Below are 24615 nucleotides of genomic sequence, written 5' to 3'. Positions count from 1 at the left end.
CAAGCGGCCCTGCCGTGCCGCGGTGACCGGGGTCAGTCGGCCTTTTTCTTGTTCGCTTCGGCGGCGGCCTTCATGCGGGCCAGAAGCTCGGCCTTGGGTTCGGGCTGGCCGAAGGGGTTCTTCTTCGTGCCCTTGGCATTGTGTTCGCTGTGCGGGGGCTTGTTCTTGCCCGCCTTGATCGCGCCTGATTTCGCGTAGTCCATGGGTCGACCTTTTCATCGTTTCCCTGCTGATGCCCCAAATGCGCCCGTTGGGCAAGCGGCAGGCTGCGGCGGGGGCCTTGTCTTGCCGGTCGGAACCAGAATGCGGAACCGGAAAGCGGAGCCGGAAGGGCGGGGCCTTCGCCCGCGACGGGGCGAAGGGGGCAGGTCAACGGCGGCGGGTCAACGGCGGCGGGTCAGGCGCAGGCGGGTCTGGTCGTCGATGTGGTGGAAGGCGACCTCGTCCATCATCATCACGATCAGCGCGAGGCCGCGCCCCGTTTCGGGCAGGTTCTCCAGATCGTCGGGGTCAACCTCGAGCGCGTCGGGGTCGAGGTCTTCGAGCAGGAACAGCGGCATCGGCGGCGTGCTGTCGATGATGTCGAGGGTGATTTCCGTCTCGGTCAGGACGACTTCGAGGCCGATGGACTTGGCGCTGTCCTTGGTGCCGTGCTGGACCGCGTTCGAGAGCGCCTCGACCAAGGCGAGGTCGACGGCGTCGCGGGCGTCCTGATCGAAGGCGGGCACCATGAGGGCCGTGACCGACTGGGACAGCGGGCTGATGGCGGCAAGATCGCGGGGAATGCTGAAACTGTGCAACATGGGGACAGGGGCCTTATGTGCTGAGGCGGGCAATCGCCTCGCCCGTGTCGGGGTGGATGGAGAAGACGCGCTCCATATGGGTCAGGGCGAAAAGGCGGGCGACGGCGGGCTGCACCCCCGCAACGGCAAAGCCGCGATGGGCGGCAAGGCGTTTGGCGGCGGCGATCAGCGCGCCAAGGGCGGAGCTGTCGACGAAGGACACGCCCGAGAGGTCGAGCACCAGCGAGGTCGCGCCGGCATCGACCGGAGCCAGCAGTGCTGCGCGCAGGGCGGGGGCGAGGCTGGCGTCGAGCCTTTGGAAGGTGGTTTCGACGATCACCACGTCCTTGTCGTTGCGGGTGGAAAAGGTCATCGGTCAGCGGGCCTCCAGAATCAGGATTGTGACGTCATCGTCAGGTGTGTCGGTGCCGCGCCAGTCCCAGAGCGCGCGCTCGATCCGGTCGAACAGGGCGGCGGGTTCGGGGCGGGGGCGGGCAAGAAGCAGGTCGCGCAGGCGGTTGTCGCCAAAGGGGCGGCCCTTGGGGTCGGCGGCTTCGGACAGGCCGTCGGTGGTGAGGACGAGGCGGTCGCCCGAGGCGAAGGGGCAGGTGAGGGTTTCGAACGCGGCATCGGGCAGCACGCCGATGGGCAGGCCACCTTTGCCCACGGCCTCGATCCCGCCTTCGGCAGGCAGGCGCAGCAGGGCGGGGTGGCCGCATTGCACGATCTGCGCCGAGGCGGTGGCGGGGTCGATCTCGACCGCGAGCAGCGTGAAATAGGGCAGGTCGTCGGCCCATGTGCGGTTGACGCGGGCGATGGTGCTGGCAAGCGGCTCTTTGGCGGGGGCCGACAGCAGCGCCTGTTTCAGCGCGACATGCGCCGCGACCGAGACGATGGCCGCAGGCGCGCCGTGGCCTGCCACGTCGATCTGGAACACGGTCGAGCGCCCGTCGGGAAAGGTGACGCAATCATAGGTGTCGCCCGCGACGATGCGCGCGGGGCGGAACAGGGCGTGGAACGCGGCCCCCGGAAGCGCGCGCGGCGAGGGGGGAAGCTGGCCGCGCTGGACGGCAGCCGCGGCTTCGAGATCGGCCAGCATGTGGCGGTTTCCGGTCACCGCGTGGTCGGAAAGGCGGGCAAGTTCGGACTGCCGGTGACGGTCGCGGCGGTTGGCTTCGGCGATGCGTTCGACGGTGGCGCGCAGGCGGTCGAGGTCGGAGCGGTCTTGCGCGGTGGCGGGGGGCGGGGCTGCGCCTTCGAGGTCGAGCAGGCGCAGGCTGACGGTGATCCGGTCGAGCGGGTGCAGGACGGTGCGGCGCAGGAAATGCGCGGTGAAGGCGACAAGGCAGAAGCTGAGCAGCGCGACAAGGCTGCCTGTGCCAAGCGTCAGGCGGGTCTGCCTGACATGGCGGTCGAAGAGATCGCGGCCTGTGGCGGTCAACTCGGCCTCGGCATGTTCGAATTCCTGCAATGACCCGCGCGAGGATGCGCGCCAGAGGTCGATGTCGGCCGCCACGGGGCGGCGGCCCTGTGCGAGGGTGTCGAGCAGCGCCAATTCGGTCGGGGCGTAGTCTTCGGCCAGCATGTCGAGTGCCTGAACCGCGGGGTCGGTGGCCGGACCGGGGGCGATGCGGGCATGTGCGGCCGCTTGGTCGGCGGCGCCGGTGCTGGCGGCGGTGGTGGCGTGAAGGCTGTTCAGCAGGCCGTGGAAAAGCAGCGGAACCGAGGCGGGATCGGAGGCGGCAAGGAGCCGTTCGATCAGGATCCGGTTGTCGAGAAGGCCGCGATGCGCGTTCAGCCCCAGACCGCGCAGCATGGCCAGCGTGTGCGGGACCAGCCCGTTCGAGCTGTCGGCGGTGGGCGAGCGTTCGGCCAGAAGCTGCGAAAGCTGAACGAAATCGCGTGCTTGCGGCGCGAGGCTGCGGTGCCATTCGTCCAGCGTGGCACCCGATGCGGGGCGCGGGCCGGATGCGGCCTTTGCAAGCGAGTCGCGGCCTTGCGCGATATGTTGCGCGAGGGTTTGCAGGATTTTGCCGACCTCGGCATCCTGACCCTTGGCAAAGGCCGCGCCGGCGCGGCTGATCGCGGCATCGGTCGCGGCGGAAGGGGCAAGGTCGGGTCCGCCCTGCACCATCGCGGATTTGCCGACCAGCGTTTCGAGTGCGGCAAGTTCCTCGGCGCGGACGCTGTAGCTGAGCTGGAACAGGCTGTCGCGCTGCGCGATGGCGAGGGCCTCGGCGGAATGGGTCCGTTCGGTCAGGTAGAGCAAGGCAAACAGGCTGCCCGCGGCCGCGAGCAGCAGGATGCACAGCAGCCCGAACACCGTATCGAGGGTCTTCCGCAGGTCCATATTCCGGTCGTCTCGTCCTTGAAAGCGGCGCGCGCTGGCCGCGTCCGCGTCGTCAGCAAGCTTTACGCCCGCCGGAACGCTATGTGGCACCGACTTGGCAGGGCAGGAGGGTCGGAGCGGGCTATCGTTGGTATGGGGGGCATGCCTTGGTGGCGGAGCGCGATACATCCGGGCGCGTGTCCGGTTGTGCCGGATGATGTATGTAACGGATATGCGGCAGATATCGGGGCCGCTTTGGTTTCGGTGGAGCGGGAAGATGTCGGTGACGCGTGGATTGGCGCAGAAATTCGGTCGGGTGCTGGGGTTCGGGGCAGGGCATATCGCAGGGGGCGGGGCCGGTCCGGATGCTGCGGGTTTGCGGCGCGGTGACCTGTCGCAAGCGGTTTTGCCCGCCGGGCTACAGCCTGCCAACGGTGCCGCCGGAGCGGTTGCCCAATCTGCCCAGACGGCCGAATTCGGCGGCAAGCACGTGCTTGTCGCGGATGACAGCGAGATCAACCGCACGATCCTGCGCACCTTTCTTGAACGTCTCGGCTTCGAGGTGACGCTGGCTGCGGATGGTGTCGAGGCGGTCGATCGCTGGCAGCCCGAGCATGATCTGGTCTGTCTGGATATCGAGATGCCGCGTCTGGACGGGATGCACGCCTTTTTGCACATCAAGGACGAGGCATCGCGCCGTGGCCTGCCCGTGCCGATGGCATTGGCCGTGACCGTCAACGCGCTGACGCACGAGGTGACGGCCTATCTTCATGCGGGGTTCGATGCCTGCCTGCCGAAGCCGTTTTCGCGCGGCGATCTGGTGGAATTGCTGCGCCGTCGCTGGCCCGCCCCGGTCTGATCGCAGAGGCGCGGCTTAGGGGCGGGTAACAACGGCCCCCTTGCCGGATCGGCCCGCCGTTGCTGCGGGCCTGCAATCGAAAAATCTACCAAGAGTTGAATTTCAACGCGCCGCGCAACCATTTGGTCTGCGCGGTTTTTCTGCCACTTGCGCGGGCTTTGCCAAGGCGCCCGAGGCAAGCCGCTGGCGAAACGTGCCGTTAACATATACTAACGTCGGTAAAGGATGCGCAAAAGAATGCATCCGCCGAGGAGCAGTACGTGGCGACACTGACAGGCGGGACTGGCAACGACAGTTTGTCGGGTGCCATCGAGAATGACTCGATCACCGGAAACGGGGGGAATGACTCGCTTTTCGGGGGGGCGGGCAATGACTCGCTCTATGGCGGGGCGGGGTCTGACAGCCTTGTCGGCAGCGCCGAGGCGGCAACCACGGTCGCGGGCACGCTGAGCTGGTCGGCGCTGGCGCGCGACGAGGCCAGCGTCGAGCGCGGCGTGACGACGACGATTTCGGGCATGACGGTGACCGTCAGCTTTGCCGAGAATGTCGGAAAATCCGATTTCACCGTGGAAAGCACGGATACCGCCTATGTCGCGCCGGGCGAGACCTTCAACGCGACATCGAACCTCGAGATTGCGGGGCCGGGGAACGGGCAGTCGACGACGACCGTCAACTTCGCGCCGGTGAGCGGCGGCGGCATGGAAGCCAACGTGCAGAACGTGGCCTTCCGCCTGAACGACATCGACGTTGCGGGCTGGCAGGACCGGATCACGGTTCTGGCCTATGACGCGAACGGCATCGCGGTTCCGGTCACCATCACGGCAAGCGGCAACGATCTGGTTTCGGGCAGCACGATCACGGGCACCGGCACGGCGGATTCCATCGGTGTGGCGCAAGGCTCGGCGCTGGTGCAGATCGCGGGGCCGGTGGCGCGGGTCGAGATCGTCTATTCCAACCTAGGCACGGCGGGGCAGATCGTCTTTGTCTCGGACGTCCAGTTCCAGGCGGTGCGGGTGGATGCCGACCTTGTGTCGGGCGGGGCGGACAACGACACGCTGCTGGGCGGCTATGGCAACGACACGCTTCTGGGCGAGGATGGCAACGACCTGCTGTTCGGCGGGCTGGGGGTGGATTCGCTGGTCGGCGGTGCCGGAAACGACACGCTGGCGGGCGGGTTGCAGGGCGATTTCCTCGACGGTGGTCTGGGCATGGACTACGCCGATTATTCGGCGTCGAACACGGGGGTTTCGGTCAACCTGAACACCAAGGCGGTGTCGGGGGGGCATGCGCAGGGCGACACGATCAGCAACCTCGACGGGGTGATCGGTTCGGCCTTCAACGATACGCTGGTGGGGTATGACCAGCAATCGACGGTGCCGGGGGACAGCTACACCAACGTCTTTTTCGGCGGGGCGGGGAATGACTCGCTTGACGGGGCGGGAGGGGACGACAGCCTTTACGGCGGGGCGGATCAGGACACGATCCTTGGCGGAACGGGCAACGACCTGCTCGACGGGGGCACGGGCAACGACCAGCTTGCGGGTGGAACCGGCAATGACCTGATCTACGGGGCCGAGGGCGAGGACAGCATCAGCGCCGATGCGGGCAACGATACGGTCTATGGCGGAGACGGCAACGACACGGTCAGCGGCGTGTCGGGATCGAACCTGATCTACGGCGATGCGGGCAACGATCAGGTCTTTGGCGGCAGCGGCAGCGACAGCGTCTATGGCGGGACCGGCAACGACCGGCTTGAAGATACGCTGGGGTCGAATCTTCTCGACGGGGGTGTCGGGGCGGATACGATCCTGTCGGGGTCGGGCAACGACAGCCTGTATGGCGGCGATGACGCGGACAGCATCACCGATGCGGGTGGCACCAACACCATCGATGCGGGTGCCGGGAATGACACGGTATCGGCAGGGGCAGGGGCCGACAGCATCCTTGGCGGCAGCGGGGCGGACAGCATCACCGATGCGGGTGGGGCCAACACCATCGACGCGGGGATCGGCAACGATACGGTTGCGACCGGAACCGGCAACGACAGCATTCAGGGCGGCGACGGCGACGACCGGATCACCGACACGGGTGGGGCCAACCTGATCTATGGCGGTTCCGGCAATGACAGCGTCCAGACCGCGGGCGGGGCTGATACGGTCTATGGCGGCGATGGCGCGGATTCGATCACCGATACCGGCGGGGCCAACCTGATTGATGCGGGGACCGGCAACGACACGGTTGCGACGGGAACGGGCAACGACACCGTCTATGGCGGCGACGGGGATGACCGGATCACCGATGCGGGGGGCGTGAACCAGCTTTTCGGCGGGGTCGGGAATGACTCGCTGGTCGGGGGGGCGGGCAACGACAGCCTTTATGGCGGGTCGGGCGAGGATGTCTTTACCGTCGGGGCGGGCGATTACATCGACGGCGGGGCGAACAACGACAGGCTCGACCTGACGGGGCTTGGCCCGGTGCGGGTGTTGCGCGACCCCAATGTCGCGGGCAGCGGCACGGTCGAGTTCCTGAATGCGCAGCGGCAGGTGATCGGGTCGCTGACCTATCAGAACGTGGAAACCGTGGTGCCCTGCTTCACGCCGGGGTGCCGGATCGCCACGGCGCGCGGCCTTGTCGCGGTCGAGACGCTGGTGGTGGGCGACAGGGTTCGGGTGCGCGACGGGGGCTATGCGCCCCTGCGCTGGATCGGGCATCGCCGGCTGGACGGGGCGGCGCTGGCGGCGCGGCCCGAGTTGCTGCCCGTGCGCATCGCGGCGGGGGCGCTGGGCGGGGGCCTGCCAAGGCGCGCGCTTGTCGTCTCGCCGCAGCATCGCATCCTGTTCACCGGGCCGGCCTGCGAGCTGCTGTTCGGCGAGGCCGAGGTGCTGGTCGCGGCGGTGCATCTGGTCGGCCTTGCCGGTGTCGAACGGCTGGCCGTCGATGCGGTGGACTATGTGCATTTCATGTGCGACCGCCACGAGGTGGTGAAAGCCAACGGGGTCTGGACCGAAAGTTTCCAGCCCGGAGACCAGACGCTTGCCGGGCTGGATCGGGCGCAGCGCGACGAGCTTTACGCCCTGTTCCCCGAACTGGACCACGCGCATCACCCCTTGCGGCAGGCGGCGCGGCCCACGTTGCGGGCGCATGAGGTGGCAGCACTTCTGGGGCGGGCCGCCTAGCCGCGCGCGGCGATGTGGCCTGCGATGTGGTCGGCATCGTGCCAGACGCCCCAGATGAACGGCGAGGCGCGACGGGTCAGCCACGGCAGGCCGAGGAAGTAGAGGCCCGGCACCTCGGTAATGCCCTTGTCGTGGACGGGCGCGCCCTTGGCATCGAAGCGGCCCGCCCTGAGCCAGGAATAGTCCGGCGCGAAGCCCGTGGCCCAGATGATCGCGGAAATGCCCGCCTGTTTCAGGTCAAGCTGGCGCAGCGGGTTGGTCACGCAATCGGGGTCGGGCAGGCGGCGGCGCGCTTCGGGTTCTTCCGGCAGGTCGAGGCCCTGTTCGGCGGCATAGGCATCGGCGGCATCGAGCGTGGCAAGGTAGTTGGCGTCACCGCCCGCGATGTTGGCGGCAAGGTCGGGCGCGATGGACATGACGCCATCCGTGACCGCTCCGGCGCGGCCGATCAGGGTCATGCCACGGGCGGCGAAATCGCGGAAATCGACGGTGCGCCCGCCATAGGCACCGCTGACGGCGATGGTGACATGCTCCATCCCCGGCTTGGTGGTGCGGGCGTCCCATTCGCCCAGAACACCGAGCCACCAGACGAAATCCTTGCCACGGTAGCGGATGGGCGGGCGGTTGTGCGGGCCGACCGACAGGTAGACGCGGCGGCCCGCGCGCAAGAGTTCGTCGGCGATCTGCGAACCCGAGGCCCCCGATCCGACGACGAGGACGGCCCCTGCGGGAAGCTGGTCGGGGTTGCGGTAGCCCGTGGAGTGCATCTGCACGATGCCGAGATCGTCCGGCACGTTCTCGGGGATGAGCGGGCGCTGGAACGGGCCGGTCGCCGCGATCAGGTTGCGGCAGGTGACGGAACCTTGCGAGGTTTCGGCAAGAAAGCCGTCGGGCGTTTTCACCACCGAGGTCACGTTCACGCCGCAGCGCACGGGGGCGGCGATCTGGCGGGCGTAATCCTCGAAATAGGTGGCGATGCGCTCTTTGGGGGCGAAGGCGAAAGGGTCGATGTCGTCGAAGGTCATGTTGGGGAAGCGGTCATGCCAAGCGGGGCCGTTGGCCACGAGGCTGTCCCAGCGTTCGCTGCGCCAGCGTTCGGCGATGCGGGCGCGTTCCAGCACCAGATGCGGCAGGCCGCGCCGGCCAAGGTGTTCGCTGGCCGCGATGCCCGCCTGACCGCCGCCGACGACGAGGGTGTGAATGTCTTCGGTCATCGGGCACCTTTGGTTGCTGGGGCCGTGCTGGCCGTTCCGCCCTTGGATAGGCGAAGCGTCGAAGGCTGCAAACCAAGATTTGCCGCAGCGCTGCTTAGGCGCGGCCTTGGCTTGTGAAGGGGCGGGGGCTGGGGCAGGGTTGGGGCAGGTTTGGCGCGGGTTTGGCGCGGGGGCTGGAGGCGGCGATGATCTTGGGCAATGCACGGCTGCGCGGAGAAACGGGGCCAGAAACGGGGCCGGTCTGGCTGCGGATCGAGGGCGGCGTGATCGGCGCGATCGGGCAGGGTGCGGCCCCCGCGGGGCCGGGTGATCCGGCGTTGGATCTGGGCGGTGCGCTGGTGTTGCCGGGCTTTTGCGACAGCCATCTGCACCTTTTCGCAGGCGGGGTCAGCCTGTCCGAGGTCAATCTTGGCGCGATCCATTCGACCGGAGAGTTGGAGCAGGCGTTGCGGCAGGCGGCGCGCGATCTGCCCGCAGGGGCCATGCTGTGCGGCTATGGTGCCAATTACGATGTGATGGGCGAAGGGCGGCCCGACCGGCATCGGCTCGACGCGATCACGGGGGCGCGGCCGGTCTATATCGTCGCCACCGATTACCATTGCGCGTGGGCCAATACGGCGGCGCTAAAGCGGGCGGGTGTGTTGCGGGGCGGGCCTGCGGGCGCCGATGTGGTGATAGGGGCGGACGGGCTGGCCACGGGCGAGCTGCGCGAGTTCGCGGCGATGGGGCTGGTGCGGCGTCTGGCCCCATCGGGCGGGCGCGAGGCTTTGGGCCTTTCGGGCGCGGAGCCGGAGGGGGTGAGCCAAGCCGAGCGTGACCGCGACATTGCCGCGCTGAAGGCCGCGATGGCGCAATGCGCGGCCCTCGGGATCACCACGGCGGTGAATATGGATGGCACGCTTTACCAGGCCGATCTGTTCGAGGAGCTGGCGCGGCAGGATGCCTTGCCGATCCGCGTCAGCCTGCCGATGACACTGGTGCCGGGGATGGATGCGGCACGGCGGGCGGCGCTGCTGGCGCGGGCGGCTTCGGCCGATGTGGGGCTGTTGAGCTTTGGCCGCGTGAAGATGTTCATGGACGGGGTTTTCGACACATGGACCGCCTTTCGCACCGATGACTACCCCGACCGTCCGGGCTTTCGCGGCCATCCGCTGTTCGGGCCAGAGGAATTCGCGCGCAATTGCATCGAGGCGGATGCGGCGGGGCTGTCCATTGCCACCCATGCGGTGGGCGACGGGGCGGTCAGGGCCACGCTGGACGGATACGAGGCTGCGGCGCGGGCGAACGGGCGGCGGGATGCGCGGCACCGGGTCGAGCATGTGGACATGCTGCATCCTGACGATCTGGCGCGGTTTGCGGGGCTTGGCGTGATCGCCTCGATGCAGCCGGTGCATCCGCCGGGGTCGAGCGGCCTGCCGCTGGAACCGACCGTTTCGATCATGGGGCGCGGGCGCTGGGGCGATACCTTTCCGTGGCGGGCCTTGCAGGCGGCGGGGGCGGTGCTGGCCTTTGGCACGGATTGGCCCGTCTCGCCGCTGTCGCCGTGGAATGCCTTGCAGTCGGCCCTGACGCGGCGGGTCTGGGCCGCGGGCGTGCCGGACCAGAGGCTGGGGTTCGACGCGGTGCTGGCCGCCTATGCCGAAGGCGGGGCCCATGCGCTGTTTTCCGAGACCCTGCGCGGCAGGGTTGCGGTCGGGATGCAGGCCGATCTGGTGGCGCTGGGCGGTTTTGACGAGGCGGCGCTGGTTGCGGGTGCGGTGCCGCAGGTCGGGTTGGTCATGGTGGCCGGACGGGTGGTTGCGGGCGGCTTGGCCAAGGGCGGGGACTACGACCAAGGAAGGCTTGCCTGACTGCGTTTTCTGGTCAAGGCTTGCAGGATCGACGGGGCGAAGGGAGAGCGCCATGTCAGACCTGAGCCATCTGCGCGAGATCGACAGCGCCCTTGCGGGGCGCAGCGTCGACCGCGATGCGCTTGTCGCGCAGTCGTGGCGGCGCTGTGTCGAGCAATACGGGATGGACCCCGCCAAACCCAGCCCCGCGCATATCGTGACCGAGGCCCGACTGCGCGAGCATCGCGAACAGTCCGAGCGGCTGATCGCCATCGCCCGCAGCGGGCTGGAGGCGTTGTTCCGCCAGATCGCGGGACAGAAATACGTGCTGCTTCTGGCCGATGCCAAAGGGGTGACGGTCGACTATTTCGGTGATCCGAAGTTCGAGGACGAGTTGCGGCAGGCGGGGCTATACCTCGGGTCGGACTGGTCCGAGAACCTTGCGGGAACCTGCGGCGTCGGGTCGTGCATCGTGACCAAGGAGGCGGTGACGATCCACCAGAGCGACCATTTCGACCTGACGCATACGCCGCTGTCCTGCACGGCGGCACCGATCTTCGATACAGGCGGCAATCTGGCGGCGGTGCTCGACATCTCGTTGTTGCGGTCGCCCCAGCCGAAGATCAGCCAGAGCCTTGCGCTGAACCTTGTGAAGGCGAGCGTGCGGCGCGTGGAGATGGCGAACCTGATGGCGATCAACCGCGGTGACTGGGTGTTGCGGTTTTCGACCAGCCCCGAGTTTCTGGACGTGGACCCCGAGGCCGCCGTTGCGCTGGACGGGTCGGGGCGGATCATCGGCATGACGCATGGCGCCGAGACGGTGCTGAAACGGCAGGTGGCAGGGCAGGAGCCGCTGATCGGCGCGCGGATCGACCGGTTCTTCGACCTGTCGGTCGATAGCCTGCCCGACCTGATGCGCGGGCGCCCGACCGAGGACCGGCTGATTTCGCTGCAGGACGGGCAGGGAATGTTCGGCCATGCCATCGCGCCGCAATCGGAGCGCCGCCCCGCGCCGGTGCCGAACGGGATGCCTGCGGCGTTCCAAAGCATCGGCGGGGCAGATCCCGCGATCCAGCGGCTGCTGGGCGAGGCGGCGCGGCTGGCGCCCACGGCGATTCCCCTGCTTGTCGCGGGCGAGATCGGGACGGGCAAGGAACGGCTGGTCCGCGCGATCCACACGAGCCAGGGCGGCAGCCGCCCCTTCGTGACGCTGACCTGTGCCGCCCCGCGCGAGGATTGGGAGGCGATGGCCGACGCGGCCGAAGGCGGCACGCTGTTCATCGACGCGCCCGAGGATCTGGACGTCGCGGGGCAGGGGCGGCTGCTGCGGATCATCGCGGGAGGCGATGCGCTGGCCTTGCGCAGAAAGCCGCGGCTGGTTGCGGCCTCGGCTGTCGATCTGGCGGGGATGGTGCGCGGCGGGGCGTTCCGCGCCGATCTGTTCTTCCGGCTGGCGGCGGTGACGCTGGCCTTGCCGCCGTTGCGGATGCGGCAGGATTTCGACTGGCTGGTAGACCGGATGATGCGGCAGTTCGGCCATCTGCGTCCGGTGAGCCTGCGCCTGTCGCCCGCCGCGCGGGCCGAGCTGAAGGCGCGGGCCTGGCCGGGGAACCTGCGCGAGCTGGCCAATACGCTGGAAGTGGCCATCGCGCTTGCCGAAGGCGCGGTGATCGACCTGCCCGACCTGCCCACAGCCCCTCTGGCCGTGGTCGAGGACGGGGAATCCCTTGCGGATGTGCTGGCCGCCTGTGGCGGGAACATGTCGCTTGCCGCGCGGCGGCTGGGGGTGAACCGCTCGACCATCCTGCGCCGTGCGCGGCGCGAGGGGCTTTTGCCGCATTGAGCCGTTGCGCGCCCTGTTGCGGATGCAACAAGGCGGGCGGGAAACTTTGTTGCGCGACCGTTCCTGCCCGATCCTGCGGTGACAGGCCGCAGGCAAGCGGCACCTTTGACGCCAAGAGCAAGACAGGGAGGACATCATGCTTGATACCACCGCGAATGCCGAGGTGCAGACGCTTCTCGACACGTTCGGGGCGGCGCTGGAGCGGGGCGACATCGCCGCCGCCGTGGGCTGCTTTCAGGACGACTGCTACTGGCGCGACCTTGTGACCTTTACGTGGAACATCCACACGAGCGAGGGCAAGGACGCCATCGCGGCGATGCTGGGCGCGCAGCTTGCCACGACCAAGCCCAGCGGCTGGACCATCGCCGCCGGAGAGACCGCCGCCGAGGAGGGCGGGGTGACCACGGCGTGGATCGAATTCGAGACGGGCGTGGCGCGCGGCTACGGGCTGGTGCGGATGATCGGCGGCAAGATCTGGACGCTGCTGACCACGATGGTCGAGTTGAAGGGCCACGAGGAACACAAGGGCTTTACCCGCCCGCTGGGGGCCAAGCATGGCGCGGGAAAGCATCGCCCCACCTGGAAGGAAGAGCGCGAGGCCGAGGCGCGGGAGCTGGGATACACCAGACAGCCCTATGTGCTGATCATCGGCGGCGGTCAGGGCGGCATCGCGCTGGGCGCGCGGCTGCGGCAACTGGGTGTTCCGGCCATCATCATCGAGAAGAACGGCAAACCGGGCGACAGCTGGCGCAACCGCTACAAGTCGCTTTGCCTGCATGACCCCGTCTGGTACGACCACCTGCCCTACATCAAATTCCCCGAGAACTGGCCCGTCTTTGCGCCCAAGGACAAGATCGGCGACTGGCTCGAGATGTATACCAAGGTCATGGAGCTGAACTACTGGACCAAGACCACCTGCACATCGGCCAAGTTTGACGAAAAGACCAAGGAATGGACGGTCGTCGTGGACCGTGACGGAGAGCAGGTGACCTTGCGGCCCAAGCAGCTTGTGCTGGCCACGGGCATGTCGGGCAAGGCGAACTTGCCCAAATATCCGGGGATGGAGACATTCAAGGGCGACCAGCACCATTCCTCGAAACATCCCGGCCCCGATGCCTACAAGGGCAAGCGGGCTGTGGTCATAGGCTCGAACAACTCGGCCCATGATATCTGCGCCGCGCTTTGGGAGAACGACGTCGACGTGACGATGGTGCAGCGGTCATCGACGCATATCGTGCGGTCGGACACGCTGATGGATATCGGCCTTGGCGGGCTTTATTCCGAAAAGGCGGTGCAGTCGGGCATGACGACCGAAAAGGCGGACCTGATCTTCGCCAGCCTGCCCTACAAGATCCTGCACACCTTCCAGATTCCGCTTTACGACAAGATGAAGGAAGTGGACGCCGCGTTCTACGCGGGGCTTGAAAAGGCGGGCTTCTGGCTGGACTGGGGTGTCGACGGGTCGGGCCTGTTCATGAAATACCTGCGGCGCGGGTCGGGCTATTACATCGATGTGGGCGCGAGCCAGCTGATCATCGACGGCAAGATCAAGCTTGCGCATGGCAATGTGAAAGAGATCGTGCCCGATGGCGTGGTGCTGGAGGATGGCACCAAGCTTGAGGCGGATGTGATCGTCTATGCCACGGGCTACGGGTCGATGAACGGCTGGGCGGCGGACCTGATCGGCAAGGATGTGGCCGACAAGGTGGGCAAGTGCTGGGGGCTGGGGTCGGATACGCCCAAGGACCCGGGGCCGTGGGTCGGCGAGCAGCGCAACATGTGGAAACCGACAAAGGCCGAGGCGCTGTGGTTCCACGGCGGCAACCTGCACCAGTCGCGGCATTACAGCCAGTTCCTGTCCTTGCAGCTGAAGGCGCGGATGGAGGGGCTTGATACGCCCGTCTATGGCGTGCCCGAGACCTACCATCTGGGCTGATCGGGCGACTGATCGGGTGATCCCGTGCGCGGACGGAGGGGCGGTATCCGCCTCTCCGTTTCCGTTTGCGGGCGGAGGGTCGGGAAAACGAAGCGGAGCGAAGCGCGGTGTCTGGATGTTTGCGCCGCGCGGTGTTAACAAAAATTAACATGGCGCGAGGGGCGAGGCCCTTCGGCCGGGCGCGGTTTCTGGGCGGGTATGTTCGAATGCGATTGATTGTCCATATAGGACTGCACAAGACCGGAACGACCACGCTTCAGCGCGATGTCCTGATCGGAAAGAGCGGGTATCTCGGCAAGTTCGAGAACAACCGCAACGATCACCCCTATGAGGTCAGCGAATTGTCAGACCTTGTGACGCGGTTCCACCTGTTGGACCGCGCCGAGCGGCGGGAGAGGGTTTCGGCCTATGTCGACCGGCTTTTCCGCATCGCAGAGACCTTTCGCACGCCCACCTCGCTGAAGATCAGCGAAGAGCGCCTGTCGAACTGGATGGAGACCGGAGACGAGGGCAACCGTTGGCCGATCCGTTATGGCGATGCGGCGCATGCCGTCTTTGCGCCGCGCCGTCACAGGATACCGTTCGTTTCCCTGCTGGAAGAGGACCTGTTGCCGACCCTTGCCGCGCGGGGCGGCAGCCTGCGCGTCGTGCTGTCGTTGCGCAACCAGCCCGAATGGCTGGGGTCGTTCTACGCCCAGTCCGCAAGCCGCATCCGTGGCGCGGGGCAACGCAATTTCGAGACGCAGATCGCCGCGCTGATTGCGGGGCGGGACGCGTCGATCGACTTCATGGAAATGGTCAGGTCACTCGAGGCGGTTCTGGGGCGGGACGGGCTGCGCATCCTTTTGCAAGAGGATATGGGCGCGCCCGATTTCGCGGACCGGGCGGTCGAGGCGTTTGATTTGCAGGACTGCGCCTTGGGGATGCGGCTGATGTCGAGCCGGAATGTCAAATCCTCGGGCGAGGGGCTGTGGAAGATAAAGGGCCGCAAAGGCCGCTGGCCCGATCTGTTTGGCAGGACAGGGTCGCCGGAGATACGGCTGACCGACGCGTTGCGCGACAGGATCAGGTCGCATTGCGCGGCGGGCAATGCGGCGCTGGCGGGATACATGGGCCGCGATCTGGCCGCGCTGGGATACTGACCGCGCGGAGCGACGCGGCACCGCGTTGCGCTGCTTCGGGTGGTGGCGGCCATCGCGCCTGCCTGTAGCAAGCGCGTGGGTCGGGCCGATCCCTGCGGGGCATGGGTCAGGGCGGGCAGGTCCTGATTGCACCATCCGGCCCGCTTTGCGTTCCTGACCCGAGAGAGCGGCGCTTTCAGATGTTCTCGCGCGTGAAGATTTCGAAGGGGGCGATGCTGGTGTGGTTGCCGCCGGGGGTGACGCAGGCTTTGACCATGCCGTCGATCGCGTCACGGGCGAGGCGTTGCATCGGATGCGAGATGACAAGGGTCATCGTGCCGTCGAGGAGGGCGGCGCGGGTAACCTCGGTCAGGTCGTAGCCGACGACGACGAGCGCGCCTGCGCGGCCCGTATGGCGGATCGCCGCGAGCGCGCCGCTGATGCCGCCGCCCGAGATGTAGAGACCGGCAAGGTCGGGGTGATCCGAAAGGAGCCGTTCGGTCATTTCCTGTGCGACGGCGGCGGATTCGAAGGTGGTGACGGGTTCGAGCAGGGTGAAATCGGCCGCGTGTTCGCGGAAGTAGGAGCGGAAGCCCGTCTCGTTCATCTCTTGATTGCGGTAGCGCGGGTTGCCCATCAGGATGCCGATCTTGCCGGGCGCCTTGCAGATATGGGCGAAGGTCCATGCCGAGGTGCGGCCGACCTTCCAGTTGTCCAGCCCGATGTAATGCATCTGACCCGCGGCCGAGAGCTGCGCGATCAGGGCGAAAACGGGTTTGCCCATGGCTTGCACGGCGTCGATGGCCTCGGTCACGACGGGGTGGACGGCGGCCGTCAGGCCAAGCGCGTCGCAATCCTGCGCAAGGGCAAGGGCGCGGGTGGCCGTGTTCTGTGGCGAGAGGTCTTCGAGAAACTCGATCCGCAACTCTACCTCGGCCCCCGTGGCGGTGCTTGCGGCATCGCGCAGGGCGCTGGCGACGTTCTTGTAAAAGGGGCGGTGGGGTTGCAGCAGGAGGATGCCGAAGCGCAGGCGCGGGCGGGCGGCGGCGACGCGCGACTGGATCGAGCCGAGGCCGTAGAAGCCGATCTCTTCGGCCGCGCGCTGGACCTGTTCGCGGGTGGCCTGCCGGACGTTGGCCGCGCCCGACAACACACGGTTGACGGTGGCGACAGAGACGCCGGCCGCTTCGGCCAGATCGGGGATGGTGGGGCGGCGCATCGGACCTCGGTGATGTGAAACGTATCATTCTTGCAGAGTAATGATACGAATGAGACGTTATCGTATTTCCGATATCATCGTCGCTTGATTTGATCCGCGTCAAGGCGCTTATTTTCGGCCATCGAGACGGGGGACGAGGTGAGTCCCCTTGAAGGAAAAACCGGACGGAATGCCTTGGGCCTTGTGGTCCGACGCCGGCGCTTTGCGTCTGGCGCGTGGTGGTTCCATGCCGGTTGCGCCCTTCGGCAGACAGAGGAAGGCACGACGATGGACGATCTGCAATTCGGCACCCGCAACAAGCGCGGCGACTGGGCTCCGGCGGCCCATCTGGAATTGCCGCCCTTTTGGCAGCGCCCGCTGAAGCTGGGCAAGGTGCTGCGCTGGATTCCGGAATACCTGTTCCCGTGGAACGCCTTCCACATGGCGACCGCACTTCTTTACTGGTTCTACGTGGTGCCGGATGTCGAGGTGATGAAAAGCCTGGGTTGGGGCTGGGCGCTGTGGCTTTATGCCGTGAACGCGGGCGCGATCTTTGTGATGTACGGGTCGGTCGAGCTGTTCTGGTATGTGCGCCGCAAGCAGGGCAACCGTTTCAAATACAACGCGAAATTCCCCAGCGAGCAGCCTTCGGACGTGTTCTGGTTCAAAAGCCAGAACATCGACAATTTCCTGCGCTCGTTCTTCATCTCGATCCCGCTGTGGACGCTGGTCGAGGTGCTGTTCCTGCATGCCTTTGCCGCCGGTTACGTTCCGTGGCTGGGCTGGTCGGACAACCCGTGGTATCTGGCGGCGCTGGTGCTTCTGGCCCCCGCGATCCACGAGGTGCATTTCTTCTGCATCCACCGGCTGATCCATACGCCGCTGCTGTATAAATGGGTGCATTCGGTCCACCACAATTCGGTGAACCCGTCGCCCTGGTCGTCGCTGTCGATGCATCCTGTCGAAGGGTTCCTGTATCACGCGGTGGCGTTCTGGCATCTGGTGATCCCGTCGAACCCGATCGTCGCCATGTTCCAGCTTCACATCGCAGGCTTTGGCGCGGTGAACGGGCATATCGGTTTCGACAAGCTGGAAATCACCGAGAACAACACCCTCGATAGCCACGCCTATGCCCATTACCTGCACCACAAGTTCTTCGAGGTGAACTACGGCGGGGACGGTCTGATCCCGCTCGATAAGTGGTTCGGCTACTGGCACGACGGGTCCAAGGAAGGCGAGGCGCGGATGAACGCCCGTTTCGAGAAGAAGAAGGCGCGGATGAACGCCAGGGCGGCCCGCGCCTGACCCCCGAATCCGGTTTGCGCCCTTGCGAGGAGGCAAGGCGCAGAGCGCGACAGGATTGCCCCGCGGGGCATCCGAAACCCCACGTCCAAAATCCGCCGGAATGGCGGCACCAAGGGAGGAGACAGGAATGAAACTTGCCAATCTGACGAAGGTTCTTGCCACAAGCGCGCTGGTCGCTTTTGCAGGATCGGCCACGTTTGCTGCGGATATCGCGGTGATCGGCGGATCGAACGACGACGCCTTCTGGAACATCATCAAGAAGGGCATCGACGATGCGACCCCGGCTGTTGCGGCCAATGGCGGGTCGGTCAACTATCTGCGGCTGGTGAACTATGACAACTTTGCCCCCGATGTGGTGCAACTGATCCGCACGGCGATTTCGATGGAGGTCGACGGTCTGGTGATTCCGAACTGGGTGCCGGAAGCCGAGGACCCGGCGATCAAGGACGCGGTGGCGGCGGGCATCAAGGTGATCCTGATGAACGCGGGCGGGGCCGAAAAGGCCAAGGAGCTGGGTGCCATCAACTATGTCGGGTCCGACGAATACGTGGCGGGCAAGGCGGGCGGCGCCTATTTCGGCAGCCACGGGCAAAAGAACGTGCTGTGCATCAACACCCTTCCCGGCACGGCCAACATCGAAGCCCGCTGCAAGGGCGTGATCGACGGCATCACCGAGGCGGGCGGCAAGGGCGCGCAACTGCCGCTGCCGTCGACCAGCTTTGGCGATGCGACCGCCGTGGCCGAGGCGATCAAGGCCGAACTTGCCAAGGATGACAGCATCGACGGCGTCATCACCATCAGCGCGGGCGATGCCGACAGCGCCGCCGTTGCGGTCGAGCAGGCCGGAAAGACCGGCAAGACGCAGCTCGGTTCGTTCGACATGAACCAGGCCGGGCTGGACCGGATCAAGGCGGGCACGCAAGCCTTTGCCATCGACCAGCAGCCCTATCTGCAGTCGTTCCTTGCCGTCAGCCTGCTGGCTTCGGCCATCGACTTCGGCACCGACCTGCCGACCAATCCGGTGCTGACCGGACCGGGCATCGTGGATGCATCGAACATCGAGGCCACGCTTGCGGGCGTGTCCAAGGGCGCGCGCTGATCTGACACGGTCTCCGGCCTGCATCCTGCGGGCCGGAGCCATTTATGGCCTGCCGAAAAGGGAAACCTTCCATGACGACGAAAACCGCAACTCTTGCCACAGGGGCCGTGCCGTCTGCACCCGCGTCGCGTGGCATTCCCTTTGCCGCGCTTTTGCGACGGCCCGAAGCGGGGGCCTTTCTGGGGCTTGTCGCCGTGCTTGTCTTTTTCACGGTCTTCGGGGGCGTGGCCTTCCTGAAGCCCGGCGGCATGGCAAGCTGGCTGAACGTGGCCGCGAACCTTGGCATCATCGCCATTCCCGTGGGTCTTTTGATGATCGCGGGAGAGCTGGACATTTCCGTGGGTGCGATGGTGCCCTTTGGCGCGATGACGGTGGCGGTGATTTCGGGCCATTACGGATTGTCGATCTGGCTGGGCATCGCGGTGGCGCTGTCCTTTGGCGTGATCGTCGGACTGATCAACGGGATCATGGTGATCCGCACGGCGGTGCCGTCGCTGATCGTCACGCTGGGCAGCCTGTTCGCGGTGCAGGGCATCGTGCTGGGGCTGACCGTGCTGATCACCAAATCGACCAGCGTGGCCCTTGCGACCGAAGGTCCGGCAAAGGCGCTGTTCGGAGATTTCGTGCTGGGCGGGCAATTGCAGGTCATGGTGATCTGGTGGCTGATCGCGACGGCGGCCTATGTGTTCTTCGTCCACTTCTCGCGCTTCGGGAACTGGATCTTCGCGATGGGCGGCGACAAGGTCTCGGCCCGGAATGCGGGCATTCCGACCGACCGGATGACCATTCTGCTGTTCGTGCTGTCCTCGACCAGTGCGGCCTTTGTCGGCCTGTGTCAGGCGATGCTCTACAACTCGGCCCAAGTGGCGGGCGGGCAGTCGTTCATCTTCAACTCGATCATCTCGGTCGTGGTGGGGGGCGTGCTGCTGACGGGGGGCTTCGGGTCGATCGTCGGGATTTTCTTCGGCACGATCACCTTCGCCATCGTCAACCAAGGCATCTACTACACCGATTTCGACCGCAACTGGTCGGCCCTGATCATCGGGGTGCTGCTTCTGGTGGCTGTCCTGATGAACAACACCTTCCGCAAGATGGCGCTGTCTTACAGCCCGAAGAAGAAATGAGGTCCGCGATGAACGCCCCCATTCTGAGCCTTCGGAACGTCAACAAGTCCTTTGGCCCCATCGACGTTCTGCATGACATCAACATCGAGGTCCGCGCGGGCGAGGTTCTGTGCCTGCTCGGCGACAACGGCGCGGGCAAGTCGACGCTGATCAAGCTGATGTCGGGCGTGCATCAGCCCAGCGGCGGCACGATCGAGATGGATGGCTCTCCGGTCCGCTTCGACACGCCCCGCAGCGCGTCGGAGAAGGGGATTGCCACGGTCCACCAGTTCGGCGGAACCTTTCCGCTCATGTCCATCGGGCGGTCGTTCTTTGTGGGCGTCGAGCCGACCAAGGGCTGGGGGCCGTTCCGCATTTACGACCGCAAGCGCGCCAACGAGATCGCGGTGAAAGCGGTGCGCGACTTCGGCATCACCCGCATCGAGGATGGCGACCGTCTGGTGGGCGGCCTTTCTGGCGGCGAGCGGCAGTCGCTGGCGATTGCGCGGGCCGTGCATTTCGGGGCGCGGGTGCTGATCCTTGACGAACCGACCGCCGCCCTTGGCGTGAAGCAGGCGACCCATGTGCTGCGCATCGTGAACGAGGCGAAGCGGCGCGGTCTGGCGGTGATCTTCATCACCCATCAGGTGATGCACGCGATGGCCGTGGGCGACCATTTCGCCGTGCTGATCCGTGGCGCCATCGCCGCCGATTTCCGCAAGGGCGAGAAAACGCGCGAGGAAATCACCGATCTGATGGCGGGCGGGGCGTCGATGGCGACGCTCGAGGCCGAGATCGAGGGCTATATGGCCAGCCATGACGGCCACCCGCCGCAAGCGGCACACAGCTGATGCTGACCGGGTCGTGGTGGTTTCTCCCCCGCCACGATCCTCTCTCGCGGCGGTCCGGCCTGCCCGCCGGACTGCCGTTCTTACCCGAAGGACCGAACCCATGCCAAACTGGACCCGCGCCTGCGCGACCGATGACATCGAACCCGATGACCTGATCCGTTTCGACCACGGCGCACAGACATTTGTGATCGTGCGCAGCGAAGACGACGAGTTCTTCGCGATGGACGGCATTTGCAGCCATGAACATGTCCACCTTTGCGATGGCCTTGTGATGGACGGCACCGTCGAATGCCCCAAGCACAACGCGACCTTCGACTATCGCAGCGGCGAGGCGAAGCGCGCGCCTGCCTGCATCAACCTGAAAACCTTCCCCGTCCGGGTTCAGGACGGCCAAGTTTATATCGAGATCTGACATGAGCTTTCCCCTTGCCGCCTGCGCCGAAATGCTGTGGCGCGACCGTCCCATCGACTGGCGCGCGTCGCGCCTGAAGGAGATGGGCTTTGGCGTGGGCCTGTGGAACTGGCCCGCGCATGACCTGACCGCGCTTGAGCGGACGGGGGCCACCTTCACCATCATGAACGGCTACTTGCAGGGGCGTCTGGCCGATGCCGAAGGGGCTGACATGCTGCTGGCTTCGGCGCGCGAGACGGCGGCGGTCGGCAAGCGGTTGGGCGTGCATCGGCTGAACCTGCACGGCACGGGGCTGGGGGACATGGGCATTCCGATCCCGCAGATCGGGTCGCACGCGCCGGGGGCCGAGTTGCGGGCGCGCGATACGCTGCACCGCATCTGCGACATGGCCGAGGAGATGGGCGTGGTGTTCACGCTGGAAAACCTGAACCCCATCGACCACCCCGGCTGTCCCTTTGGATCGACAGCCGCCGTGCTGTCGCTGGTGTCGGCGGTGAACCGGCCGCAGCTTCGCATCAACCTTGACCTCTATCACACGCAGATCGGTGAAGGTGACCTGATCCGCTGGTGCGAGGCGTGTCTGCCGTGGATCGGCGAGGTGCAGGTGGCCGACAATCCGGGCCGCTGCGAGCCGGGGACGGGCGAGATCAACTATTCCGGCGTGGCGCGGGCCTTGAAGGCGATGGGCTACAGGGGCCCGGTCGGCATGGAAGCCTTTGCCTCGGGCGGGGAAGAGGCGGCGCTTGACGCATTCCGCAACGCATTCACGGTGTAATCATGGTCCATAAAGCAAATCGCCCCACCGTCCACGACATGCGCGCGATCAAGGCGCGGGGGCAGAAAATCTCGATGCTTTACGTCACCACGCCGGAAGAGGCGGCGGCGGCGGATGCGGCGGGGATCGACATGCTGTCGATCGAAAGCCGTTTCTTCACCCCCGAAATGCGCGAGGCGGCGGGGCGCTGCTTCGTGCAGGTGGGGTTGCCCTTCGGCCCCTATGGCCAGCTTGCCACCGCCGAGGATTATCTGCGGGCGGCGTTCCACTTCACCGCCATGGGGGGCGACTGCTTCTATTGCGCGGCCTCGCTGGATATCCAGAAGGCGCTCTGCGACAACCACATGCCCGTGGTCGCGCATGTGGGCCTGATCCCGTCCTATATCACATGGACGGGGTGGCGGGCCGTGGGCAAGACGGCGGACGAGGCGCGGGCGGTCTATGACCATGTGAAGCGGCTTGAGGCGATTGGCTGCTTTGGCGCGGAGCTTGAGGTGGTGCCGGACCGTCTGGGGGCGTTCCTGTCGCAAAACACCTCGATGATCCTGCTTGGCATGGGGGCGGGGCCGGGGGCGGATGCGCAATATCTGTTCGCCGAGGATGTCTTGGGCTGCACCGATGGCCACAGGCCGCGCCATGCGAAAACCTATCGCAACTTTGCCGCCGAATATGCCCGTTTGCAGGCCGAACGCATCGCGGCCTTTCGCGAGTTCAGGGCCGATGTGAACGCAGGCACCTATCCCGAGCCGCAGCACAACGTGGCGATGCAGGACGCGGAGTTTCAGGCCTTCATGGCTGCGGTCGGGCAATAGGGGCGCCCGTGACGCCCCGCGCGCGCTGCTGACCCTTGGCCGCGCGGGGCTGTCATGAAACCTTCATTTGGCGGGGCGGCATGACGCTGATATTTCCTGATTCATGGAAATGTCAGATGCCCCGAGATGCTTTGCCGCGCTGTCCCACGAGGGGCGGCTTGCGGTCTTTCGCTTGCTGATGCGGATGGCCCCGCAGGGCGCGCGGCCGACCGATATGGCACAAACCCTGTCGCTGAAGCAGAACACGCTGTCGCACCATCTGGCGGGGCTGGAGGCGGCGGGGCTGATTCTGGCCGAGCGGCAGGGCCGGTCGATCCTCTATCGTGCGGATATGGCGGCGCTGGCAGGGTTGATGGCCTATGTCGGGCTTGATCTCGGGCGGGGGCGGCCCGATCTGGCGCAGCCTTTTTCCGGGGGCGACGGCCTGACCCTTGGCGCGCGGCAGGGGGGCTTCAACGTGCTGTTCCTCTGTTCGGGCAATTCGGCGCGCTCGATCTTTGCCGAGGCCTTGCTGCGCGATCTGGGGCGCGGGCGGTTCAATGCCCATTCGGCAGGAACGCGGCCGAATGCCGAGGTGAACCCCTTTGCGCGGCAGGTGCTTGCGCGGAATGGCCATGCGCTTGCAGGGTTGCGGCCGAAGCCGGTGGATGTGTTCCGTGACGATGCCGCGCCGGTGATGGATTTCGTCTTTACCGTCTGCGACACGGCCGCGGGCGAGGAATGTCCGCCCTGGGCGGGCCAGCCGATCACGGGGCATTGGGGCTTGCCCGATCCGGTGAAGGCGGAAGGAACCGAGGCGGAGCGGGCGCTTGCCTTTGCGCAAAGCTATGCCGCGCTGCGCCGCAGGATCGGGGCCTTTGTCGCATTGCCCATGAACTCTTTGAACCGGCTGTCGCTGCAAGCCGCGGTCGATGCGATCGGCGAGGAAGCCGCGCGCCCCGAAGGAAGGAAAGACCCGTGACCCGTATCGCGCTGAACGGCCTTGGCCGCATCGGAAAGCTTGTGCTGCGCAACCTGATGGATCAGGGGGCGGGGGGCGAGGTCGTGCTGGTGAACGATCCGGTCGGCACGCCGGAGCAGCATGCGCTGCTGATGGAATTCGACAGCGTTCACGGTCGCTGGGACGGGGTGAACGGCTTCGATGCCGACAGCCTGCTGCTGCGCGGGCAGCGCATCGGGCTCGCGGCCGAGAAGCGGATCGAGGATATGCCGCTGGCGGCGATGGGGGTCGATCTGGTGATCGACGCCACGGGGGTGTTCAAGACGGCGGCCAAGATCGCGCCCTATCATGCGGCCGGGGTGCGCAAGGTCGTGGTTTCCGCGCCGGTCAAGGATGGCGGGGCGCTCAACATCGTCTATGGCGTGAACCACGACGCCTATGATCCGTCGCGCCACGATCTGGTGACGGCGGCGAGTTGCACGACCAATTGCCTTGCCCCCGTGGTCAAGGTGATCCACGAGGCCATGGGCATAAGGCATGGCTCCATCACCACGATCCATGATGTGACCAACACCCAGACCATCGTGGACCGTCCCGCCAAGGACATGCGCCGCGCGCGGTCGGCCCTGACCAATCTGATCCCCACGACCACCGGATCGGCCAGCGCGATCACGCTGATCTATCCCGAGTTGAAGGGGCGGTTGAACGGCCATGCGGTGCGCGTGCCGCTCTTGAACGCCTCGCTTACCGATTGCGTGTTCGAGGTGGCGCGGGCGACAGACGCCGATGAGGTGAACGCGCTGTTCGCCGCCGCCGCCGGGGGGCCGCTGCGCGGGATTCTGGGCTATGAGACGCGGCCCCTCGTATCATCGGATTTCACCAATGACCCGCGCTCGGCGATCATCGATGCGCCCTCGACGATGGTCGTGAACGGCACGCAGGTTAAGGTCTTTGCCTGGTATGACAATGAATGGGGCTATGCCTGCCGTCTGGCCGATATCGCCCGCATGGTCGCGGGGGCGATGTGAGCG

General features: G+C 66.3%; 21 protein-coding genes. 15 read left to right on the top strand and 6 right to left on the bottom strand.

The features are described from left to right. Nucleotides 1-32 precede the first annotated feature (32 nt). The 4 genes from H7F16_RS18180 to H7F16_RS18165 all read right to left on the bottom strand — a co-directional run bounded on the left by H7F16_RS18180 (nucleotide 33) and on the right by H7F16_RS18165 (nucleotide 3132). On the bottom strand, nucleotides 33-203 hold the full coding sequence (locus H7F16_RS18180) for a hypothetical protein (RefSeq protein ID WP_185799061.1): 171 nt from the start codon (nucleotides 201-203) through the stop codon (nucleotides 33-35). Nucleotides 204-383: 180 nt separating this feature from the next. After that, nucleotides 384-803 (bottom strand): ATP-binding protein, encoded by a 420-nt coding sequence (locus tag H7F16_RS18175; protein ID WP_185799060.1) that lies wholly within the window; start codon nucleotides 801-803, stop codon nucleotides 384-386. 13 nt (nucleotides 804-816) lie between these two features. Then, nucleotides 817-1155 (bottom strand): STAS domain-containing protein, encoded by a 339-nt coding sequence (locus tag H7F16_RS18170; RefSeq protein ID WP_185799059.1) that lies wholly within the window; start codon nucleotides 1153-1155, stop codon nucleotides 817-819. 3 nt (nucleotides 1156-1158) lie between these two features. Further along, complete coding sequence (locus H7F16_RS18165) at nucleotides 1159-3132, bottom strand: PP2C family protein-serine/threonine phosphatase (RefSeq protein WP_185799058.1); 1974 nt, start codon at nucleotides 3130-3132, stop codon at nucleotides 1159-1161. 256 nt (nucleotides 3133-3388) lie between these two features. On the opposite strand from H7F16_RS18165, the gene H7F16_RS18160 reads away from it, so the two are divergent. Continuing rightward, nucleotides 3389-3970 (top strand): response regulator, encoded by a 582-nt coding sequence (locus H7F16_RS18160; protein WP_185799057.1) that lies wholly within the window; start codon nucleotides 3389-3391, stop codon nucleotides 3968-3970. A 260-nt stretch (nucleotides 3971-4230) separates the two neighbouring features. Beyond that, nucleotides 4231-7146: a Hint domain-containing protein gene (locus tag H7F16_RS18155; RefSeq protein ID WP_185799056.1), complete on the top strand. Its 2916-nt coding sequence runs from the start codon at nucleotides 4231-4233 to the stop codon at nucleotides 7144-7146. Here H7F16_RS18155 and H7F16_RS18150 read toward each other — a convergent pair. Continuing rightward, nucleotides 7143-8360, bottom strand: a complete 1218-nt coding sequence (locus H7F16_RS18150) for a flavin-containing monooxygenase (protein WP_185799055.1) — start codon at nucleotides 8358-8360, stop codon at nucleotides 7143-7145. The genes H7F16_RS18155 and H7F16_RS18150 overlap by 4 nt on opposite strands. A 185-nt stretch (nucleotides 8361-8545) precedes the next feature. Here H7F16_RS18150 and H7F16_RS18145 point away from each other — a divergent pair, with 185 nt between their 5' ends. The 4 genes from H7F16_RS18145 (at nucleotide 8546) to H7F16_RS18130 (ending at nucleotide 15110) form a co-directional block, all read left to right on the top strand. Further along, a complete protein-coding gene (locus H7F16_RS18145; protein WP_185799054.1) occupies nucleotides 8546-10210 on the top strand; it encodes an amidohydrolase in 1665 nt (554 codons plus the stop codon). A gap of 52 nt (nucleotides 10211-10262) precedes the next feature. Continuing rightward, nucleotides 10263-12032 carry a sigma-54-dependent Fis family transcriptional regulator gene (locus H7F16_RS18140; RefSeq protein ID WP_185799053.1) on the top strand — a complete coding sequence of 590 codons (1770 nt, stop codon included), beginning with the start codon at nucleotides 10263-10265 and terminating at the stop codon, nucleotides 12030-12032. A gap of 136 nt (nucleotides 12033-12168) precedes the next feature. Beyond that, complete coding sequence (locus H7F16_RS18135) at nucleotides 12169-13968, top strand: NAD(P)/FAD-dependent oxidoreductase (protein WP_185799052.1); 1800 nt, start codon at nucleotides 12169-12171, stop codon at nucleotides 13966-13968. Nucleotides 13969-14174: 206 nt separating this feature from the next. Further along, the gene (locus tag H7F16_RS18130) at nucleotides 14175-15110 is read left to right on the top strand and encodes a hypothetical protein (RefSeq protein WP_185799051.1); all 936 of its coding nucleotides are present in this window, start codon (nucleotides 14175-14177) and stop codon (nucleotides 15108-15110) included. Between the two features lie 175 nt (nucleotides 15111-15285). Here H7F16_RS18130 and H7F16_RS18125 read toward each other — a convergent pair whose 3' ends face one another. After that, a complete protein-coding gene (locus H7F16_RS18125) occupies nucleotides 15286-16308 on the bottom strand; it encodes a LacI family DNA-binding transcriptional regulator (RefSeq protein WP_185799050.1) in 1023 nt (340 codons plus the stop codon). 267 nt (nucleotides 16309-16575) lie between these two features. On the opposite strand from H7F16_RS18125, the gene H7F16_RS18120 reads away from it, so the two are divergent. The 9 genes from H7F16_RS18120 to H7F16_RS18080 all read left to right on the top strand — a co-directional run bounded on the left by H7F16_RS18120 (nucleotide 16576) and on the right by H7F16_RS18080 (nucleotide 24612). Then, on the top strand, nucleotides 16576-17592 hold the full coding sequence (locus tag H7F16_RS18120; protein WP_185799049.1) for a sterol desaturase family protein: 1017 nt from the start codon (nucleotides 16576-16578) through the stop codon (nucleotides 17590-17592). Between the two features lie 127 nt (nucleotides 17593-17719). After that, nucleotides 17720-18691, top strand: a complete 972-nt coding sequence (locus H7F16_RS18115; protein ID WP_185799048.1) for a substrate-binding domain-containing protein — start codon at nucleotides 17720-17722, stop codon at nucleotides 18689-18691. Nucleotides 18692-18762: 71 nt separating this feature from the next. Next, nucleotides 18763-19815 carry an ABC transporter permease gene (locus tag H7F16_RS18110; RefSeq protein WP_185799047.1) on the top strand — a complete coding sequence of 351 codons (1053 nt, stop codon included), beginning with the start codon at nucleotides 18763-18765 and terminating at the stop codon, nucleotides 19813-19815. 8 nt (nucleotides 19816-19823) lie between these two features. Further along, nucleotides 19824-20645, top strand: coding sequence for an ATP-binding cassette domain-containing protein (locus H7F16_RS18105; RefSeq protein WP_185799046.1), 822 nt, complete (start codon nucleotides 19824-19826; stop codon nucleotides 20643-20645). 100 nt (nucleotides 20646-20745) lie between these two features. Continuing rightward, nucleotides 20746-21057, top strand: a complete 312-nt coding sequence (locus H7F16_RS18100; RefSeq protein ID WP_185799045.1) for a MocE family 2Fe-2S type ferredoxin — start codon at nucleotides 20746-20748, stop codon at nucleotides 21055-21057. Nucleotide 21058: 1 nt separating this feature from the next. Continuing rightward, complete coding sequence (locus H7F16_RS18095; protein WP_185799044.1) at nucleotides 21059-21832, top strand: TIM barrel protein; 774 nt, start codon at nucleotides 21059-21061, stop codon at nucleotides 21830-21832. A gap of 2 nt (nucleotides 21833-21834) precedes the next feature. Continuing rightward, nucleotides 21835-22644 carry a 3-methyl-2-oxobutanoate hydroxymethyltransferase gene (locus H7F16_RS18090; protein ID WP_185799043.1) on the top strand — a complete coding sequence of 270 codons (810 nt, stop codon included), beginning with the start codon at nucleotides 21835-21837 and terminating at the stop codon, nucleotides 22642-22644. 103 nt (nucleotides 22645-22747) lie between these two features. After that, a complete protein-coding gene (locus H7F16_RS18085) occupies nucleotides 22748-23605 on the top strand; it encodes a metalloregulator ArsR/SmtB family transcription factor (RefSeq protein WP_185799042.1) in 858 nt (285 codons plus the stop codon). Then, on the top strand, nucleotides 23602-24612 hold the full coding sequence (locus H7F16_RS18080) for an ArsJ-associated glyceraldehyde-3-phosphate dehydrogenase (RefSeq protein WP_185799041.1): 1011 nt from the start codon (nucleotides 23602-23604) through the stop codon (nucleotides 24610-24612). Before H7F16_RS18085 ends, H7F16_RS18080 begins: the two co-directional genes overlap by 4 nt. The last annotated feature ends 3 nt before the right edge of the window (nucleotides 24613-24615 follow it).

The sequence above is a fragment of the Paragemmobacter straminiformis genome (assembly GCF_014243445.1).
GTDB classification, from domain to species: domain Bacteria; phylum Pseudomonadota; class Alphaproteobacteria; order Rhodobacterales; family Rhodobacteraceae; genus Paragemmobacter; species Paragemmobacter straminiformis.
The sequence above is the reverse complement of the archived record's forward strand: the minus strand, read 5'-3'. Positions and strand labels throughout refer to the sequence as shown.